Origin of the sequence: Trinickia symbiotica, from assembly GCF_002934455.1 — a bacterium.
Classification (GTDB): domain Bacteria; phylum Pseudomonadota; class Gammaproteobacteria; order Burkholderiales; family Burkholderiaceae; genus Trinickia; species Trinickia symbiotica.
The window spans coordinates 1-19836 of record NZ_PTIR01000015.1 but is presented as its reverse complement, the minus strand read 5'-3'; the positions used below and the strand labels follow the sequence as shown (position 1 = coordinate 19836).

Annotated in this window: 12 protein-coding genes and 1 tRNA gene; 4 read left to right on the top strand and 9 right to left on the bottom strand. The window is 63.2% G+C overall.

All coding sequences use genetic code 11. The features are described 5' to 3' along the window. Positions 1 to 199 precede the first annotated feature (199 nt). Positions 200 to 6208, top strand: a complete 6009-nt coding sequence (gene uvrA, locus B0G57_RS20290; protein WP_020566169.1) for an excinuclease ABC subunit UvrA — start codon at positions 200 to 202, stop codon at positions 6206 to 6208. An 18-nt stretch (positions 6209 to 6226) separates the two neighbouring features. On the opposite strand, the gene B0G57_RS20285 is transcribed toward uvrA, so the two are convergent. Further along, positions 6227 to 7501, bottom strand: coding sequence for an MFS transporter (locus tag B0G57_RS20285; RefSeq protein WP_018440600.1), 1275 nt, complete (start codon positions 7499 to 7501; stop codon positions 6227 to 6229). A gap of 93 nt (positions 7502 to 7594) precedes the next feature. Then, positions 7595 to 8404, bottom strand: coding sequence for a PadR family transcriptional regulator (locus tag B0G57_RS20280; protein ID WP_018440601.1), 810 nt, complete (start codon positions 8402 to 8404; stop codon positions 7595 to 7597). A gap of 291 nt (positions 8405 to 8695) precedes the next feature. Between B0G57_RS20280 and B0G57_RS20275 the strand changes: the two genes are divergently transcribed. Then, complete coding sequence (locus B0G57_RS20275; protein WP_018440602.1) at positions 8696 to 9586, top strand: manganese catalase family protein; 891 nt, start codon at positions 8696 to 8698, stop codon at positions 9584 to 9586. A 6-nt stretch (positions 9587 to 9592) separates the two neighbouring features. Here the strand turns inward: B0G57_RS20275 and B0G57_RS20270 are convergent, their stop codons facing one another. The 3 genes from B0G57_RS20270 to tcuA form a co-directional block, all read right to left on the bottom strand. Continuing rightward, entirely contained in the window at positions 9593 to 10897 is a 1305-nt protein-coding gene (locus tag B0G57_RS20270; RefSeq protein ID WP_026229655.1) for an MFS transporter, read from the bottom strand. Between the two features lie 82 nt (positions 10898 to 10979). After that, positions 10980 to 12155, bottom strand: a complete 1176-nt coding sequence (gene tcuB / locus B0G57_RS20265; protein WP_018440604.1) for a tricarballylate utilization 4Fe-4S protein TcuB — start codon at positions 12153 to 12155, stop codon at positions 10980 to 10982. Beyond that, positions 12142 to 13545: an FAD-dependent tricarballylate dehydrogenase TcuA gene (tcuA, locus tag B0G57_RS20260; protein ID WP_026229656.1), complete on the bottom strand. Its 1404-nt coding sequence runs from the start codon at positions 13543 to 13545 to the stop codon at positions 12142 to 12144. Before tcuA ends, tcuB begins: the two co-directional genes overlap by 14 nt. A 205-nt stretch (positions 13546 to 13750) precedes the next feature. Between tcuA and B0G57_RS20255 the strand changes: the two genes are divergently transcribed. Further along, a complete protein-coding gene (locus tag B0G57_RS20255; RefSeq protein WP_018440606.1) occupies positions 13751 to 14653 on the top strand; it encodes a LysR family transcriptional regulator in 903 nt (300 codons plus the stop codon). Between the two features lie 1406 nt (positions 14654 to 16059). Here the strand turns inward: B0G57_RS20255 and B0G57_RS20250 are convergent. The 3 genes from B0G57_RS20250 to B0G57_RS20240 all read right to left on the bottom strand — a co-directional run bounded on the left by B0G57_RS20250 (position 16060) and on the right by B0G57_RS20240 (position 17688). Next, a complete protein-coding gene (locus B0G57_RS20250) occupies positions 16060 to 16662 on the bottom strand; it encodes a 2OG-Fe(II) oxygenase (protein WP_018440607.1) in 603 nt (200 codons plus the stop codon). 324 nt (positions 16663 to 16986) lie between these two features. Then, positions 16987 to 17253 carry a hypothetical protein gene (locus B0G57_RS20245; protein WP_146013345.1) on the bottom strand — a complete coding sequence of 89 codons (267 nt, stop codon included), beginning with the start codon at positions 17251 to 17253 and terminating at the stop codon, positions 16987 to 16989. A 360-nt stretch (positions 17254 to 17613) separates the two neighbouring features. Further along, positions 17614 to 17688, bottom strand: a tRNA-Val gene (locus B0G57_RS20240). 85 nt (positions 17689 to 17773) lie between these two features. Between B0G57_RS20240 and B0G57_RS20235 the strand changes: the two genes are divergently transcribed. Continuing rightward, positions 17774 to 18760 carry a tyrosine-type recombinase/integrase gene (locus tag B0G57_RS20235; RefSeq protein WP_018440610.1) on the top strand — a complete coding sequence of 329 codons (987 nt, stop codon included), beginning with the start codon at positions 17774 to 17776 and terminating at the stop codon, positions 18758 to 18760. 507 nt (positions 18761 to 19267) lie between these two features. On the opposite strand, the gene B0G57_RS20230 is transcribed toward B0G57_RS20235, so the two are convergent. Next, positions 19268 to 19687, bottom strand: coding sequence for a hypothetical protein (locus B0G57_RS20230; RefSeq protein ID WP_018440611.1), 420 nt, complete (start codon positions 19685 to 19687; stop codon positions 19268 to 19270). Positions 19688 to 19836 lie beyond the last annotated feature (149 nt).

The following is a 19836-nucleotide window of genomic DNA, read 5'->3' as shown; positions in this document are numbered from 1 at the left end:
CCAATCGATGCGGTGAATGCGGGCGCGGACTCGCTCCCGAAATAAACGACGAAACGTCGAGTCGCGATGCGGCGCGCCCGTTCGCGCGGGACTATCATTGCAGCCCTGATGCGCCGTTTTATCTCAAAAATGGCGCGCGAGCCGCTTGGCCGAGCGTACCGAAGCGCCCGGCCGTACTAGCCGTACAAGAGGAAAACCCATGACTTCCGGAGTGATCCGCATCCGCGGAGCTCGCCAGCACAATCTTAAAAATATCGACCTCGACCTTCGCACGGGCGAGATGGCCGTCGTGACGGGGCCGTCGGGCTCGGGCAAATCGAGCCTCGTTTTCGATACGCTCTATGCCGAAGGGCAGCGCCGTTATGTCGAGACGTTCAGCGCCTACGCGCGCCAGTTCCTCGACCGGATGGACAGGCCGCAGGTCGATCGCGTGGACGGCGTGCCGCCCGCAATCGCCATCGACCAGACGAACCCCGTGCGAAGCTCCCGTTCGACGGTCGGCACGATGACGGAGCTCAACGATCACCTGAAGCTGCTTTACGCGCGCGCCGCGCAGCTTTTCGACAAGCAGACCGCCGAGCCCGTGCGTCACGACACGCCCGAAACGATCTACGCGGAGCTCGCGGCGCGCACGGCCCAGGGCGACCCGCGCCTCGTCGTCACGTTTCCTGTTGAGCTGCCGGAGAACGCGAGCGCCGACGAGATCGGCGAATGGCTTTCGGCGAGCGGCTATACGCGCGTGCAGGCCGAGCGCGAGCAGCGCTCGGCGAGCGGCGTGCGCAAAGTGCTCGATGTCGTGGCCGACCGGTTCCGGCTGCAGCGCACGGAGAAGGTGCGCGTCGTGGAAGCGATCGAAGCGTCTCTGAAACGGGGCACGGGGCGCGTCAACGTCTACGTCCTCCCCGAAACGCCTGAAGTCTCCGAGAGGCCCGCAACGCCCAGCGTTGCGGATCCCGGTTCGCAGCAAGCAGCCGAGCCGCGAATCTGGCGCTTTTCGACCGGCCTGCATTGCCCCGACAGCGATCTCCGTTATGCGGACCCGCAGCCGGGCCTGTTCTCGTTCAATTCCGCCTATGGCGCCTGCGATGCATGCCGCGGCTTCGGCCGCGTGATCGGCGTCGACCTCGGGCTCGTGATTCCCGATGCGCGCAAGACGCTCGCGGGCGGCGCGATCAAGCCGATGCAGACGCCTGCCTGGAAGGAGTGCCAGGACGACCTGATGCGCTATGCGGCTCGCGCACGTATACGGGCCGGCGTGCCCTGGTCGGAACTCACGGAGGCCGAGCGGGACTGGGTGATCAACGGCTCACCCGATTGGGATGGGGATTGGCAACGGCAATGGTATGGCGTGCGCCGCTTCTTCGGCTACCTCGAGTCGAAGGCGTACAAGATGCACATCCGCGTGCTGCTTTCGAAATATCGCAGCTATACGCCGTGCGAAACCTGCGGCGGTGCGCGGCTGAAGACGGAGTCGCTGCTCTGGCGCCTCGGCACGAAGGACAACGCCGACGCGGTGCTGGCGCCCGCATCGCGCTTCATGCCGCGCGGCGTGGCCTGGACGCGCGCGCAGCTCGAAGCGCTGCCGGGCTTGACCGTGCACGACCTGATGCTGTTGCCGATCGAGCGGATCCGCCAGTTCTTCGACGCGCTGACCCTGCCTAGCGCACTGCTCGACGACGCGCTGAAGCTCTTGATCGCCGAGGTTCGCACGCGCCTCAGATATTTGTGCGACGTGGGGCTCGGCTATCTGACGCTCGATCGTCAGAGCCGCACGCTTTCGGGCGGGGAAGTGCAGCGGATCAATCTGACGACGGCGCTCGGCACGTCGCTGACGAAGACGCTGTTCGTGCTCGACGAGCCGAGCATCGGACTGCATCCGCGCGACTTGAATCGAATTGTCGAGGCGATGCGCCGCTTGCGCGATGCGGGCAATACGCTCGTCGTCGTGGAGCACGATCCTTCGGTCATGCTCGCGGCCGATCGCCTGATCGACATGGGGCCGGGCCCCGGCGAACGCGGCGGGACGATCGTCTATGATGGCACGCCCGCCGATATTCGCACGGCACCGACATTGACGGGCGACTACCTCGGCGGCCGCAAGCACGTCGCCGATGCGACGCATTGGGCCGCGCGCCCCGTCGATGCGACGACGCCTCGCCTCTTGCTCGAAGGCGCGAGCGAGCACAACTTGCGCGACGTGACGGTGGAGATACCGCTTGCGCGGCTCGTTTGCGTGACGGGCGTATCGGGCTCGGGCAAATCGACGTTGATCCAGGACGTGCTCTATCCGGCGCTCGCGCGCCAGCTCGGACAGGCGACCGAGACGCCGGGTGCCCACCGCGGTCTCGTCGGCGCGGACCTGATCGAGGACGCCGTCTTCGTCGATCAGTCGCCGATCGGCAAAACGGCGCGCTCGAACCCGGCGAGCTACGTCGGCGCATTCGACGAAATCCGCAAGCTGTTCGCAAAGGCGCCGCTCGCCCAGCAACGCGGCTATACGGCCGGCACGTTCAGTTTCAATAGCGGCGACGGGCGCTGCCCGACCTGCGGCGGCTCGGGCTTCGAGCACATCGAGATGCAGTTCCTCTCGGATGTCTACCTGCGCTGCCCCGACTGCGACGGGCGCCGCTATCGCGCTGAGGTGCTCGAGGTCACGATCGAGCGCGGCCATCCGGCGCGCGCGCTGTCGGTTGCCGATGTGCTCGAACTGACGGTCAGCGAAGCGGTCGTGCTTTTTGCCGGCGATGCCGAGGTGCTGCGCGTGCTGCAGCCGATCGTCGACGTAGGGCTCGAGTACGTGAAGCTTGGGCAGCCCGTGCCGACGTTATCGGGCGGCGAGGCGCAGCGGCTCAAGCTCGCGGGTTTCCTGGCCGAAACGTCCGTGAAACCGGGCAATGGCGGACGCGCACGCGCGCCGGGCGGGCGGCTTTTCATGTTCGACGAGCCGACGACGGGTCTGCACTTCGACGATATCGCGAAGCTCATGCGCGCGTTCGGCAAGCTCCTCGCGCGCGGGCATTCGCTGCTCGTGATCGAGCACAACCTCGATGTCGTGCGGTCCGCCGATTGGATCGTCGATCTCGGCCCCGAAGGCGGCGATGGCGGCGGGCGGATCGTCGTTGCCGGCACCGTCGACGAGGTGAAGGCATGCGTCGCCTCGCATACCGGCCAGGCGCTGCTTCAATACGACGAGGCGCTCGGCGCGGCCGCGGGGACGTCCCGCGAGCCCGATGCGGGCGTGCCCCTTCAGTCGGCACTGACGGCTGCGCGCGCATGGCGCGCAATCGAAGGCGAGGACGCCATTCGCATCGTCAATGCGCGCGAGCACAACCTCAAAGCGCTCGATGTCGACATTCCGCACGGCAAATTCAGCGTCGTGACGGGCGTCTCTGGCTCGGGCAAGTCGACGTTGGCTTTCGACATTCTCTTTCACGAAGGGCAGCGCCGTTACCTCGAATCGCTCAATGCGTACGCGCGCTCGATCGTGCAGCCGGCGGGGAGGCCCGAAGTGGATGCCGTCTACGGCATTCCCCCGACGGTGGCAATCGAGCAGCGCCTTTCGCGCGGCGGCAGAAAGAGCACCGTCGCGACGACCTCCGAAGTCTGGCACTTCCTGCGCCTGCTCTACGTGAAGCTCGGCGTGCAGCACTGCGTGCACGATGGCGCCGCCGTGACGCCGCAAAGCGTCGAGTCGATCGCGGCGCAATTGTTGCGCGACTATGCCGGCCAGCACGTTGGATTCCTCGCGCCGCTCGTCGTCAACCGCAAGGGCGTCTATACCGATCTGGCGAAGTGGGCGAAGGCACGCGGACATACCCATTTGCGCGTGGACGGCGAATTCATCCCCGTCGATCCGTGGCCGCGGCTCGAACGGTTTCGCGAGCACACTATCGAACTGCCCGTCGCCGATCTCGTCATTTCCGCCGATCGCGAAGCCGAATTGCGCCATGCGCTGGACCAGGCGCTCGAAATCGGCAAGGGCGTCATGCACCTGCTCGCGCCGCTCGACGGCCTTGCCGAAACGCTGGCGGATGGCCGCCCGCATAGCCATGTCGGCGCGCTGCAGGTACTGTCGGTGAAGCGCGCGTGCCCCGTGTGCGGCACGAGCTATCCCGAGCTCGATCCGCGCATGTTCTCCTACAACAGCAAGCACGGCTGGTGCGAGAGCTGCGTCGGCACGGGCCTCAAACTGACGCGCGAGCAGCGCGCCGCCTTCGACGACACGACCTTCGCCGACGACGGCCGCGGCCGCGAGCAGACACTGCCGGCCGACGAGTTCGAGCCCGAAGATGTCGGCGAAACGCCGTGTCCCGAGTGCGACGGCACGCGGCTCAACGCCGTGGCGCGCGCCGTGACGTTCGACGGACGCGCGATCGTCGACGTGGGCCGTTTGACGGTGGCCGAGACACGCCGCTGGATCGACGCGCTCGAGCTTGGCGGCCGCGATGCGCAGATCGCGCGCGATGTCGTGAGCGAGATCGCCAGCCGCCTGCGCTTCCTGGAGGAGGTGGGGCTCGGCTATCTGAGCCTCGATCGCGCGGCGCCGAGTCTATCGGGCGGAGAGGCGCAGCGGATTCGCCTTGCCGCGCAGCTCGGCAGCAATCTGCAGGGCGTCTGCTACGTGCTCGATGAGCCGACGATCGGCTTGCACCCGCGCGACAACCGCATCCTCCTCGACGCATTGCGCCAGCTCGGCGACAAGGGCAACACGCTCGTCGTCGTCGAGCATGACGAAGACACGATTCGCCGCGCCGATCACATCATCGATATTGGTCCGGGTGCCGGCAAGCGTGGAGGGCGCCTCGTGGCCGAGGGCGACGTCAGTGTCCTCGCCGCGCAGTCCGACTCGGTGACGGGGCGGTTCCTCGCGCGGCCTATTGTGCATCCACTGCAGCCGCGCAGAGCGGTTCGGCCGGCGGCCAGCAGTACCGCAACGAAGGCGACCGGGAATGGAAGCCGCCGCAACGGAGCCGCAGCGAAGCCGACTGCCGGCGCGGCCGATGGGCTCGCCGTACCCGAGCAATGGATGACCATCCACGGTGCCCACTTGCATAACCTGCGCGATGTGACAGTCGACATCCCCCTCGCGCGGCTGGTCGCCGTCACGGGCGTGTCGGGTTCCGGCAAATCGACGCTCGCGCGCGATGTGCTGATGACGAATCTGCTCGACGCCGTTGGCCGCTCGGTGATGTCGTCGCCGGCCACGCGCCGTGCGCGCCGCAATGCGCAGGGCAGCGCTGCGCAAACGAGTCAGCCGGCGCAGCCGGCCCGCCGCTCGGGATGGCAAGCGCGCGCCTCTTCCGCACCGCTCGTCGTCGAGCATCGTTGGCAGGGCTGCCGGTCGATTTCCGGGTGGGAGGCGATCGACCGCGTGCTGGAGGTCGATCAAACGCCGATCGGCAAGACGCCGCGCTCGTGCCCGGCGACCTATATCGGCGTCTGGGACACGATCCGCAAGCTTTTCGCCGATACGCTCGAGGCCCGGGCGCGAGGCTACGCGGCATCGCGCTTTTCGTTCAACACGGGGGAAGGCCGCTGTCCGGCATGCGAAGGGCAGGGCGTGCGCACGATCGGCATGAGCTTCCTGCCGGACGTGAAAGTGCCGTGCGACGTTTGCCACGGTCAGCGCTTCAACCCCGAGACGCTCGCCGTCACTTGGCGAGGGAAGAATATCGGTGACGTGCTGACGATGGAGATCGACGAGGCCGTCGAGTTCTTCGCGTCGATGCCGAGCGTCGCGCATCCGCTGCAGCTGATGAAGGATGTCGGGCTCGGTTATTTGACGCTGGGCCAGCCCTCGCCGACGCTCTCGGGCGGCGAGGCACAGCGCATCAAGCTCGTCACCGAGCTCGCGAAGGTGCGCGACGACGTGACGAGGCGCGGGCAGAAAGCGCCGCACACGCTCTATGTGCTCGACGAGCCGACGGTAGGTCTTCATATGGCCGATGTCGCGCGCCTCATCCGCGTGCTGCACAGGCTCGTCGATGCGGGGCATAGCGTGATCGTCATCGAGCACGATCTCGATGTGATCGCCGAGGCGGACTGGATCATCGACCTCGGGCCCGAAGGCGGAGCGGGCGGCGGGACCGTCGTCGCGGCGACGGATCCCGAGGCGCTCGTCGAAGTGCCGGAAAGCCACACCGGCGGGGCGCTCGCGCCGGTGCTCGCGCGCACCGAGCGGGCGGATGAGCCGATGCACGTGGCTTGACGGGAGGGCGGCGGCCCGTCAGCCCTCGGGGACGAGTTTCTCTTCGTTCGCGGCGACGCTCGTGACGGCACGCGATGGCTCGCGCGCCGTCGGCGCGCTCGTGACGCGGCCGATCCACACGAGCGCAAGCGCTGCAATCGATACGGAGAGCCAGCCGTTCGTCCCATAGCCGAGCACGTGCCCAGCCGTGTCTGTCGATAGCAGCAGACCGCCGATCCAGGCACCGCAGCCCGTGCCGAGCGCCTGCACGGCACCGTTAGCGCTCAGGAAGGCGCCACGCTCGGTGGGCTCCGGCACGGTCGTGAGAATGGCTTGCATCGGGATCATGCGACCCGATCCAATCACCATGAAAAGTGCGAAGAACGGCACCATGATGGCGAACGGCACGGCGGGCAGATGGGTCATGACGAGCATGGGCACCATCGCGAGGACGCCGAAGATCCTGAAGACGAGCCGGTGACCGATGCGATCCGCAAGTCTACCGACGGCACGGGATGTGAAGAACGTCGCCGCGCCGCCGGCCATGTAAAGCCACGAAATCTGGCCCGGCGGCACGCCATGGTTCGCCACCAGCATCGGCGAGATGAACGGGATCACGAGCATGTGCGCGAGCATCATCAAAAACGTGAGCGTGAACGCTTTGACGTGGCGGGTACGCGTGAGCATGCGCCAGAGAGCGGGAAGTGCTTCGGACACAGCGGGCGGGCGCACTCGCAAGTGCTCGGCGAGCGACGGCACGACGGCAGCGGCGAGACAGCCTATCGCGGCACTGAGCGCGGCGAGCAGCCAGAACGGCGCAGCCCAACCGTGATGCGCGCCGAGCAGGACGCCGGCCGGCACACCGGCGATGGCCGCCAGCGAAAAGGAAGTCATGATGACACCGGTGGCGGCGCCGCGCCGCGCGACGGGTACTACGTCGGCCACGATCGCCATCACACCTGCGCCCAGGACGCCGCCCGTGATGCCGGCGAACGCACGGCTCACGAGCAACAGCGGGTAACTCGTTGCCATCGCACAGGCCAAGTTCGAAAGCGCGAAAAGCGCATAGACCGTCAGCAACAGCCGGCGCCGGTCGAAGCGATCGATGTAGGTCGCGGCGAATAGGCCAGACAGCCCCGAGCACCACGAGTAAGCGGAGACGGCGGCCGCGAATGCGGCCGGGGTGATCCGAAATGCCGACATGATCTGTGGGCCGAGCGGCATCATCACCATGAAGTCCATGATGATCGTGAACTGGACCAGGGCCAGCACCCAGATCAAACGCCGCTCGCGGGCGGGAAGCAGTGCATACATTCGTTGGCGTCCTTATTTTCGGCGTTGGCCGATTCACTGCGAAAATTCGGCCGCATGCGCTTGCGCATCCGGCCGCGTGCGGCAAAGTGCCGATCAGGCAGGTGCTTTCTCTCCGGCGGGCCCGCGCGCATTGCCTTCGATTTCGGCGGCGGCCCGCAACAGGATTTCGGCGATGCGCCGCTGTTCGGCTTCGTCCGCATCAGCGTGGCGAATGACAGCGAGCTTCAACGCGTAACGCGCCTGTACGAGCTTGGGATGCCAGCGGCCGCCTTCGCCGCCGAAGCCTCCCTCATCGGCCTCGGCCGAGGCGGCATACGCGCGCCGCATCGATTCCATCTTGCTCGCGACGAAGCTGAGCTTCGCAAGGATCAAATCGACCTGATCGCGATGCTTGTCGAGGTACTCGCGGCCGGCCTCGGCGATCTCGTATCGCTTGCGATTGCCTTCCTGTTGGACCGTGACATACGCGAGCTCTTCGAGATAAGTGAGGGCCGGGTACACCATGCCCGGGCTCGGCGCATAAAAACCGTTCGAACGCGCTTCGAGCGCCTTGATGAGCTCGTAGCCGTGACGCGGCTCCTCGGCGATCAGCGCAAGCAGCATCAACTGCAGATCCTCGCCCGTAAATTTGCGGCCGCGCGTGAAGCCTTCATCGTCGCCGAAGCCGTGTTCGCCGCGCCCGCCCCAAAACGCTCCGCCGCGGCCGTGGCGATGACGATGCCGGCCGATCGCGTAGCGCAGGCCGTGGCGCCACCAGGCCTCCTCAAACGCGGTACCCGCGCGCCCCTCGTGAAATGCGCGATGCAGGCGATGAAAGAAGTGCTCGCGAGCGCGGGCGGGGAATTCGCCGATGCCGCCGAACTCGGCGAAGTCCGTGTAACGGCCAGGATGACCATGCCTCATGGAGGCCTCCTTGATGGGAGATTGTGTATCTAAAGATACATATCTAAAGATATACAGTCAAGCAATTCATGCGATGGCCTCGCCACGTGCCAGCGAAGTACGATCCGGTCCGCGACGTTGAGTACCCTCGTCAAGACCGCCGATGACAACAGGGCGCGAATGCGAGGGACAGCCGTAGTACGTCGTGGCAAATAAGCTGGCGCACCCTGGAATGCTCGTTGCGCGCGCCGAGCGTGCGACTTTGTTCGCGACGTCTTCGTTTCACCGTCTTAGCGACCAGGAGAGGGTCCCATGTTCGTACACAACAAGCGTTTGCAGTACACCGTTCGCGTCGGTTCGACGAATCCCGGGCTCGCCAATCTGCTGCTCGAGCAGTTCGGCGGACCTCAGGGCGAGTTGGCGGCGGCAATTAGATATTTCACGCAGGCGATCAGTGAGGAAGATCCCGGGCGAAAGGATATGCTGCTCGACATCGCGACCGAGGAGCTTAGCCACCTCGAAGTGATCGGATCGCTCGTATCGATGCTGAATCGCGGTGCCAAGGGCGAGATGGCCGAGGCGGTCGACGGCCAGGCCGAGCTATACCGCAAGCTGCACGGCGCCGGTAATGACAGTCATGTGACGCAGGTACTTTACGGCGCGGGCTCGCCGTTGACGAATTCGGCCGGCGTGCCGTGGACGGCGGCCTATATCGATACCATCGGCGAGCCGACGGCGGATTTGCGCTCGAATATCGCCGCCGAGGCGCGCGCCAAGATCATCTATGAGCGCCTCATCAACGTTTCGGACGACGCGGGCGTGCGCGACGCGCTAGGTTTTCTGATGACGCGCGAGGTGTCGCATCAGAAGTCGTTCGAAAAGGCGCTCTATGCGATCGCCGGCAATTTCCCCCCGGGCAAGCTCGCGCCGGATCCGCGCTTTGCCAGCACGTATTTCAAGATGTCGCAAGGCGAACCGCCGGAACGGGGCCCGTGGAACGAGGGACGTGGCCTGGAGCTGGTCGACGATCCGCCCACGGCTGTCGATGGCGGCGATGGCCATGCCACCTCACAGCTGAATACTTCCGAAAGGGCGGCGCTCGATGCGATGAAACTCCGATTGAAATCGGACCCGACGAAGGATCCCGAGACGGGGGCAGAGCTCGGATCCGTCGCGCCGGGGCAGGATGGGTTGCGGGAGTGAGCGGTACTAAGCTTCCAGGTCGATGCCCTTCGTGTCCGGTGTCGTCAGGATCGCGAAGATTGCGAGCAGCGCATAGACCATGACGAACAGCCCAATGTAGATATATGCGCGGTGAATGCCGACGCCGCGAAGGATGAGACCCGCGATGATCGGAATCAATCCGCCGCCATAGACTTGCGAAACCTGATAGCCGGCGCTGGCACCCGACGCGCGATAGCGCGTCGGGAAGTTCTCCGTATAGAACGCTGGAATGGCGCCGTAGCCGAACCCGAAGACGAAGCCGAAACCGACGACCTCGGCGAGCACGGCGAGCCAGAAGTTGGCCGTATTGATCAGGTAGAAGTAGGGAATCGCCCAGACAAGCAGCACGATGGCCGACGTGAGCAGGATCACGCGTCGGCTCAGCACGTCGGCGAGCAAGGAGCCGATGATCATGAAGACGAGCATCGAAGCCGCGGCGATAAGGCCGATGCTCTCGGCCTCCGTACCCGCGAAGCCGACCGCCTTCATGTAGCTCGTGCCGAACACGAAGCTGAGAAAGAATGCGCCGCCGAACATTGCGTTGACGAGCGAAGTGCGCAGGATGCGAAACGGCATCTCGCTCCAGACACGCGCGGCCGGGCTTTTCAGCAAAGTCTCCTCGGACCTGAAGCGTTCAAACACGAAACTGTCCATCGTGCGCGTGCGGATCACGATGCCGACGATCGCGACGGCGAAGCCCACATAGAAGAATATCCGCCAGCCCCAGTCCGTGAATTGCGCGGGGGTCATCAGCGAGCGAACGAAGATGACCGAGCCGAAGCCGAGCAACAGGCCGATGGGGATCGCAAAGCCGACCCAGGCGCCCCAGAATGCGCGGCGCTTCGAGTTCGCAGCTTGCTCGACGACCCATGTCGATGCCGTTCCAAACTCGGCGCCGAAGCTGATGCCCTGGGCCAGCCGGAAGATGATGAGCAAGATGGGCGCGGCGGCGCCGATCGTGTCGTAGGTCGGCGTGAGCCCGATGAAGAGCGTGCTGACGCCCATCAGCAACAGCGCATAGACCATCGCGTCCTTGCGACCGTAACGGTCCGCGATGTTGCCGAAGATGAAGGCGCCGACGGGCCGGATGACGATGCCGATGCCATAGACGGCGATGGCGGCGGCGACTGCCGCGAGGCTCGGCAGCTTGAAAAAAACGCCGCCCCAGACCGTTGCCGCGATGATGCCGGTGACGAGAAAGTCGTACTGCTCGATGATCGACCCGATGATGCTCGCGACCGCAACTTTTATGACCTGTTGCTGCGAAGGCTTGTCAGCTATCGTTGTCACGCTTGTCTCCTCGTTGAAGATTCCGTTCACCCCATTGTGGCGACGACAAGTGCCGGACCTCGTCCTCAGTCCGCCGCCGCGATCAGTCTTCCGTCAGCCCCGTTCGGTTCGGCTCCCGTCGCTCGATGGCCCATTTCAGCAGCGCCGCGGCGCGCAGTGGGCCATGCGCAAACTTGCCGTAGGGCAGCGTCAGGAAAAACGAAAGTACGGCCCCGAGATGCACTGCTAGCAGGATAGGCATGGACGGCGTTGCGCGCCAGACCTCGAGCGCGAGTCCGCTCGCCGCGATGAGCAGCAGTAGCGCCATGAAACCGCGATCCATCGGTTTTTGCTGGGGATCGCCCGCGAGCGGATGGCGACGGACATTCAGCCGCCAGAGTCCGACGACGCCGATGACGAGCGCAATGCCGCCTATCGTGCCGACGAGCGTGGGCACGCTGGTGTAGGCGTAGGGCGCTTCCAGGCGCAGCAGATAGTGATAGAGCGTGGCGATACAGGTGGATAGGAAGCAGAGCAAGAAGCCGTAAAACGTCAGCTGATGAAAGCGCCGCCGTGAGAGCGTGAACGCATCGTCCTCGTTGTTGCAGCCTTCACCGTGGCCGCCATCGAGATACTTGAGCGTCGCAACCGCTCCGCCGGCCTCGAGGACCGCAGGGCCGCTCGCGTGGCCGGCCGATGTTTCGCGCCAGAAGCGCCGCACGCCGAGCGCCAGCGCGACGAGCGCGTAGACAAACGGCGGGGCGAAGAAGGCGACCATGAGCGAGTGCGAAAACACCTCATAGAAGTTGCCGCCGGGCGCCGACATCCATAGTGTGCCTCTGAGCGCCAGCGGGAGGATGAGGAAGAGCGCCAGGCCGCCCGCGAGCGCAAGCGACAAGGCGAGACCGTTACGCTCGTAAAGCGCACCGAGCGCGCGCGGCCACGCGTAGTGCCGATAGGTATTCATCCGTACGCGAGCCATCGCGTTCGGCACATTGACGGCGAACTCGTGCGGCGGCGCGTATTGGCATGCATGCAGACAGGCGCCGCAGTTGTGGCAGAGATTCGCGAGATAGTGGACATCGGCCGTGCCGAATTCTAGCCGCCGCGTCATGGCCGGGAACACAGCGCAGAAGCCTTCGCAATACCGGCACGCATTGCAGATTTGCATGATGCGGGCGACTTCGGCTTCGGCGTTTGCGTCGGCGTCGTGGGCCGAGTGCGTCGCCCTGTCGGACCAGGTCCGGGCGCTTTCGATCAATGTATCAAGCTGCTGCATCGAGACTTTCCTGGCTTGCGGAGACGGCGGCGTTCGCGCCGGCAATACGGCCGAAGGCCGTACCTATGCTCATGCCGACACCGGCTGTGTATCCCCGGCCGAGCACGTTGCCTGCCATCATTTCGCCGGCGACGAAGAGATTCCGGCTGCGTTCGCCCGCGAAGCGCACTGCCGCTGTTTCATCCGTTTTCAGGCCGAGATAGGTGAACGTGACGCCCGGGCGCAGCGCGTAGCCCAAAAAGGGTGGAGTATCGAGCGGTCTTGCCCAATGCGTCTTCGGGGGCTCGAGGCCCTCCGTGCGACAATCGTCGAGCTGCGCATGATCGAACGTGCCGGGACGGCATGCCGCGTTATACGCTTCAATCGTCTTCACGAACTGTGCCTCCGGCAGACCCAGCGCGCGCGCCAGTTCGGGCAGCGTATTCGCGCGGGTTCCGGGAAAAACGGGCGGCATAAATCGGCCGATCGCTTTCGCGTCGATGATCGAATACGCGATTTGCGCGGGCTGCTGGGCGACGAGCCGCCCCCAGATCGCATAGCGCTTCGGCCAGAAGTCCTCGCCCTCGTTATAAAAGCGGCGGGCATCGCGATTCACCACTACGCCGAGCGAAACGCAATCGATGCGCGTGCAGATGCCTCCGTCATAGAGCGGGGCGCGTGCGTCGATCGCGACCATGTGTGCCTGCGTTGGGTCGCCGATGCAGTCCGCGCCGGCCTCGATCATGAAACGCAGCAGCGTGCCCCGGTTGAAGCGTGTGCCGCGGATGATGAAGTTATCGGCCGGGTATTCGCCGCGCTCGTTCTGGCCCCAGGCTTCGCGCAGCCATTCCCGGTTCGATTCGAAGCCACCCGCGGCGAGTACGCAGGTTCGTGCGACGACGCGCTCGTCTCCGACGTAGGCGGCGACGAAACGGCTGCCGTCGAGTTCGATTCGTTCGACCGGCGCGTCGTAGCGGATTTGCACGCCGAGGTTCTCGGCGCTCCGGTAATAGGCGTTGACGAGCGCTTTTCCGCCACCCATGAAAAAGGCGTTCGTACGGGCCGTATGCAGTGCGCCCGAGAGCGACGGTTGAAAGCGCACGCCGTGGCTGCGCATCCAGGGCCGGCACGTGGCCGAGGCCCGGATGACGAGGCGCGCGAGCGCTTCGTCGGTCTGGCCACCCGTCACCTTGAGCAGGTCTTGCCAGAACTCTTCTTCGGGGTAGGCATCGACGAGCACGTCTTGAGGCTCGTCATGCATGCAGCGCAGGTTGCGCGTGTGTTGTGTGTTGCCCCCGCGCCATTCGCGCGGCGACGCTTCGAGCAGCAGGACGGCAGCGCCGCGCTCGCGCGCCATCAAGGCCGCGCATAGGGCGGCGTTGCCGCCGCCGATAACGAGAACGTCGATCAATTTCGCCTCGGGTGTCGCTTTCATCTGTTCGGTCATCGCCGCGCTTATCCTCGCGGGCCCTTGGCCCAGCGCGATGCCGCGACGAAACCCAGCCAGTCTCGGTCAGAGCGAGCAGCTACGTCAATTGCAATAAAAGCAACGATTGATAGAATCGACGCATCAATGGGCGCCGTGCAGCGCTCGGCTTCGTGACTGCGGATTTCCGATGAACATCAACTTTGACCTGAACGACCTTATTGCATTCCGCGCGATCGTCGAATGCGGAAGCTTTCGCAAGGCGGCAGAGGCCGTGCATTTATCGCAACCGGCGTATAGCCGACGTATCGATAAACTAGAGCGAGCGCTCGGCGTACGCCTGCTGGAGCGCACGACGCGGCGCGTCAAGCTGACGGCGGTCGGACGCGAGTTCGAGCGCAAGGTTCGGGCGGTGCTGGACGATCTCGATCACGCGGTGCTCGGCATCCGCGGCGCCGCAGCGACGCGCGTGGAGCGGGTGACGGTGGCTTGCGTACCGTCGGCGGTGCATTACCACGTGTCGAACGCGTTGCAGCGCTTCCGGGAAAAGCATCCGCGCGTGCAGGTCGCCGTCTTCGACGCGAAGGCGAATGAGGTCCGTTCGGCGGTCGCGCAGGGAGATGCCGATTTCGGTTTTACGTTCGTGAGCGCCGAGGACGACGACGTCGATTTTCTTCCCCTAATCAAAGAGCCCTTCGTGCTCGCATGCCGGCGAGATCATCCATTCGCGAAGCTCGAGAAGGTGTCTTGGGCACAGGTGGTTTCTACGGCGACTCCGTTCATTGCGGTAGCGCGCACGTCCGATAATCGGCTCATCGTCGATCGCGCGCTCGTCGGCGTCGCGGCACGTCCTCCGATTGCCTATGAGGTACAAAGCGGGACGGCGGCGTTGGGCCTGGTCGAGGCCGGCTTGGGTGTGGCGGCACTGCCTGCCATGGCGATGCCGGGGCCCGAGCATTCGGTACTGGTCGGCGTGCCGCTTGTCGAGCCGAGCGTGTCACGCACGATGGGGTTGATTCGACGACGCAATCGGGCGCTTTCGGGAAGCGCGCAGTGGCTGTTTGATTTATTTACACGGTCTTGTCTCTCGTGACGCCTAGATGAACGTGCCGCTGCGGATCGCGCATTGCTGTAGCGCTTGGCGGTGCATCAGCCGGTTTTGCGCTTTTTTTGCTTTTTCCTTTTCCCTATTGCTGAACCTCCCCTGAAATGTCGCCTTCTAGCAGGTCGCGCACAAAATCACCGAAAGGAACCAAAGTGAACTGTCCTTGATACAGCCTCCCGAGATATGAGACAGCGCTAATCTCGGGAGGTAATCCTACGCCAGAATTTAGATATCTTGACATTACGGGCGGTAGTACAGCACCCCCCAATATTTGGACTTCCAAGCTACAATAAACGTTGCAGAATGTCCTGCTGGGAGGGTCAGGTTTGACGAATCCCCCCATTGGGGATCATAGGTCGTTATGTTGTCTCCAGAGGCCGCGTTGACCGTAACACTTCCGCTAGAATTGTTGACAACGGTTATCGTTATCTTTTTTGGTGCGCTTCCAGGCGCGGTTTTCATCTGTGGAAGATTGATCGTGAGTCCTGGCCACCACACAAGGAAGCAGGTATCAAAGGTTGCGTTGATCGTTGTCTCTGTTGTCGGAGAGTCGCCGGGTACGTTAAAGGTCATGGTTTCACCGGAGGCCCCACCTGCCGGTCCAGGAGGCCCCTGAATTCCTTGCGGACCTTGTGGGCCCGGCGAGCCAGGAGAGCCTGGACTGCCCGGAGAGCCCTGCTGTCCCGCTGGTCCGGGATTACCCGGCGAGCCTGGTGCACCTGGACTACCCGGCGTGCCCTGGTGTCCGATTGGCCCGGGAGCGCCCGGCGCACCTGGAGCACCCGCCTGGCCCGGGCTGCCTGGGTGTCCAGAAGCGCCTGGTGTACCTGGGGGCCCACTGGGGCCCGGATCGCCTTTTGGCCCCGCAGCGCCGGAGGGTCCCTGCTGTCCCTGCTGTCCCTGCGGTCCTGGAGGTCCTGGAGGTCCTGGAGGTCCTGGAGGTCCCGGAGGTCCCGGCGGTCCCTGGGGAGGACGTTTTTCGCTCGGTTGCAATGCAGCAGCGTCAGACATTTGCGTGCTCCTTATATCAAGTACTGCTAACAAGCCCCCCAAGACCGGGGGCAACGAAAAGCGATGCCGAATATTTGGCAAAATAAACCTATTGCGTGTCGAACTTAGGCTGATAAAAAGATTTATTGAAAGTGTTGAAATTTGTGTTGTTGTCCAGACGTTTCCATTCAGAAGGCAATTCAATCTGTTCAATAAATGTTCAGGTATCGGTCGCTTTATCGGTTGCGCGATTTAAAGGCGAAAGTTTCAGTTAACGCTATTCCTGAGTCAGACGATAGACCATGCTTCGGTTTTTATGCCTGGCAAGAATGATAGGGTCCGGGATTTCGTCCTCGCCGTGCCAAGCACGATGCCGTTCCCAATACTGGGAGAACGGGGGCTACTTACAGGAACTGGGGGCCCGAGATCCAGGCAACAAGCGATCGCCTCGTTCCCTTGGTGACCGGCTTGACGCGGTGCATGACCCAGGACGAAAACGCGTTGACGTCGCCTTGCGACTTCGTCGCCTGCGACGTCGAAATACCTTGAAATTCCAGTTCTCCGCCTTCGTACTCTTCGGGACTGGACAATAAGACCACCAGAGACAACTTTCGGGGCGCGGCCGTATTGATACCCATATCGACGTGCCAATCGTACTTCCCAGGTCGATCCTCGGAACCTCTGTAGATGGTGTATTGAAGTTGCTCGATGAATCCCGATAAAGCAAACCCGAAATAGCGCGCGTTCAAATCGGCTGCATAGTATGCGAGCTTTTCGTATAGCCAATCGGACTCGGGGGTGCGAGCGATCCAGCCGACATCCGTACGCCGGATGCCTTCGTCTACCTCCACGGCAGCGTCATTAAATACGGTAGCGGGCTGGCTGGGCACTGCCTCCCCAAGCTCGACGATCTTATCGAGATCCTCTTTCGTGAAGGCGCCGCGCCATGTAGCGTAGCTTTGGTCCCGGATCGGCGGGCCGGGGGGCATCGACAGGTACGAGCTCATCTAAGCACCTCGGGTGTAGTCGATTAAAGCCTACCCGAAGCGTTCGCCGAGCAGCTTGGTAAAACAGCTAGTGCACATCCTTTCGCGTGCGCGCTATGTGTCTCGTACCCTGAGGGAGTGGCGGCTTGCACATTGCCGTCGTCGGGTGATGAGCCAGGGAGGGGCTTGGTATCCGTATTCGATAGTTGCCGATGTGAGCCTCGCCGCGACGGCGGGACGCTCGAATATCAGGAGAGCCTCCTCCTTGCGGCATAACCCATTGGATGCGCAGCAACGCGGCCGACGACGAGCCGGCCTTGATGCGCGACGGCTAAGCGGGCGCGCTCATGAGTTGTCTTTTGCACGTTTGCGCCACCGCGTCGAAATACCGTGCTCGCGCAGTAGCTTGTGCAGACGCCAGTTTTCCGCAAACAGCACCACAATCAGCACTGTTGTCGAGACGGAAAAGTATGAGTCGCCGAGATAGTGAATGGTCGCCCACGCGACGCCGGCCAGGACGACCGACGTTAATAGGAGCAATGCACGATCAATTAACCACGATTTCATGTCTTTGGCGTGCCGATACATTGATTCTTCAAAATCATCCATCATTGCTTAGTCGCTGCGACGGCACGAGCCATCGAGCCGTACATGCGGCGATTTGGCAACGACGTGCTCACGATTTCGGGATGTTGAAGCAACAGAACAAACATGGGCTGGGATAGCGCGAAAGTTGCGCCAAGCATCGCACGATGAATCTGCGCTTGCGTCACCGGGCCAAAGCCTATGTTTTGTCCGTTCCGACGACCAAGCTACCGATCGCCCCGCCAACGTAGAACGCGAGACGCGGGACGCGTGAGGGACTCGAAAGCGTTCGCGCGATGGCTTTGGGAAGCATTGCGGCAAAGAAAAACGGCCTAGATCGGATGATCTAAGCCGTCGTTCCTTCGGGAAAAAACCACCGAATTGTCCTGGTGGGTAGTACTGGGATCGAACCAGTGACCCCTGCCGTGTGAAGGCAGTGCTCTACCGCTGAGCTAACCACCCGAAGAGCCACGGATTATGGCGGTTCTTGGAAGTTCTGTCAACAGTTACCTAAGTGCCGTAGGACTCGTAGAGGACTCGACACATCATGGGAACGATTAGCAAACACGTGGCTAAAAATGGGGACGTTACATTCCAGGCGAAGGTGCGACGGAAGGGCTGGCCCACTCAGTCGAAGACCTTCCACGACAAGAAGGAGGCGGACAAGTGGGTACGGGCCACTGAGAGCGCCCTGGATCGCGGCGAGCTATCGAAGGCCGCGAAGCCGAAAGCAGACGGTTTAAACACTCTTGCGGACGTGCTGCGACGGTACGCGGAAGACATCAGCCCGAAGAAGCGTGGCGGCGATATTGAGGGGCTTACGATCCGCCGCTGGCTGCGAGAGTGTCGCGAGTTCGTATCGATGCCACTGGCCGCGTTGGATGCGCAGAAGGTCGCGACGTGGCGTGATTCGCAGCTAGAGGGGCGGGCCGGTTCGTCTGTCGCGAGGCAGATGAACTTGCTGCTGGCGGCCGTCAACCTCGCGCGAGCGGAGTGGGGCTGCACGGAGATTCCGCCGATTAAGGTTGCGCGTCCGAAGAGCCCGCCGCACCGTGACCGCGTGCTGACGGCGGAAGAGGAGAAACGATTGCTAAACGCCGCTGGCGACCTGCGGCCGGTGATCGAGTTCGCGATAGCTACCGCAATGCGACAAGGGGAGATTGCCGCGCTGAAGTGGTCGGACATTGATTGGACACGGAAGATCGCCCGCCTGCACACGTCGAAAAACGGTCTGCCGCGAGACGTGCCCCTATCGACGCGGGCAATCGCCGCGCTGGAGTGTCTTGAGCGTGGTCGCGGGCCGGTGTTCGGGCTTTCCGCCGAGTCGATCAAGCGTCAGTTCATCCGGCTCGTCAAGCGATGCAAAATCACCGGCCTACGTTTCCACGACCTTCGCCATACGGCCATTACGCGATACGCTCGCGCGGGCCTGAATCCGATCCAGCTATCGGTTATCAGCGGCCACAAGGACATCCGAATGCTGGCGCGCTATACGCACCTGAAAGCGGAGGAGTTGGTTGGCGTGATGGGGTGATAGTCCCGTAGGAGTCGCGCGGCGCATCAGATCGGCTCGCCGCGCTGCCTGGACAGCCTTCAGCGGGCAGTTTCCAAGTGACGTTGCAGATTCGCTCGATTGCAAAAATCTGCGGATTTGGTGAAACTACTACTTCCCCAGCAGTGGGTTTTCAAAAGGAGGGCGCATGTTAACCCAGTTTTTGAATACCCCCACCATTCGCACCGGCGGCAACCGGTGACCGTCTGATCCTGCGGGGTGATGTACCGGGAATAACGTCAAATACGGCTGTTGGGCGCTATCTTTACAGACGCGCCCACTTCAGATCCACGTGCCGTTGCCGCGATGCGTGGAGCGCAAGCATAAGACGGGAGTTGGTGGGTCAGACCGCCAGCGGTTGGAAGGAGTCCATGCACGGCCTTGTGCCGAGTTATTTTTCTTGGACCACCCCGAAAACAACTGACGCCGAATAGGGCCACTCCTTTCCCACCTTCTAGCCCACGCTCCTCGCACAGCATATTGAGTTGTTCATTCGCCCATGCTTGGCACTTCCAACACCGGCGTGCCCTTGCATGCTTGAAAATCGGCATCACGGATTTGCACCAGCGTGTAGCCGTGCTTCTGCCAAGCGTATGCCCGGTTCACCAGTTGGATGTGATCGTTGTATGCCGCTGTCGAGACGTGCTGAGCGTCTAGCGCCTTTGCCATTCTTGAGCGCACTGTGTCAATTGGAATGCCCTTGGCGCTGGCCTGCGCGACTTCGTACGCGAGGTCAGCCTCAGAATGGCACGCTTCATCGCTACGATCTTTAGCAAAAGGGTCGATGCGGGCAGGCGGTTCGTTCTTCACTTTGTCCTTCTCGTAGCCATGCCGCTTGATGTACTTCGCGCGAAAGGCCGGGTCAGAATCCAAGCGTGCCGCATCGCTCTCAGTGACGCCGTTGTCCAAGACGTTGTATCCCCACTTGGCGAAGTCGTATCTGGTGAGCCGTTCGCCCTTGCGTGTCTGGCGTCAACTACAACCGCCGCCGACGACAACTAAAATTGCCGCCCTATGCTGCTACCGGGGCTGACGCCGTCGGCTTCGCGCCGGCAGCT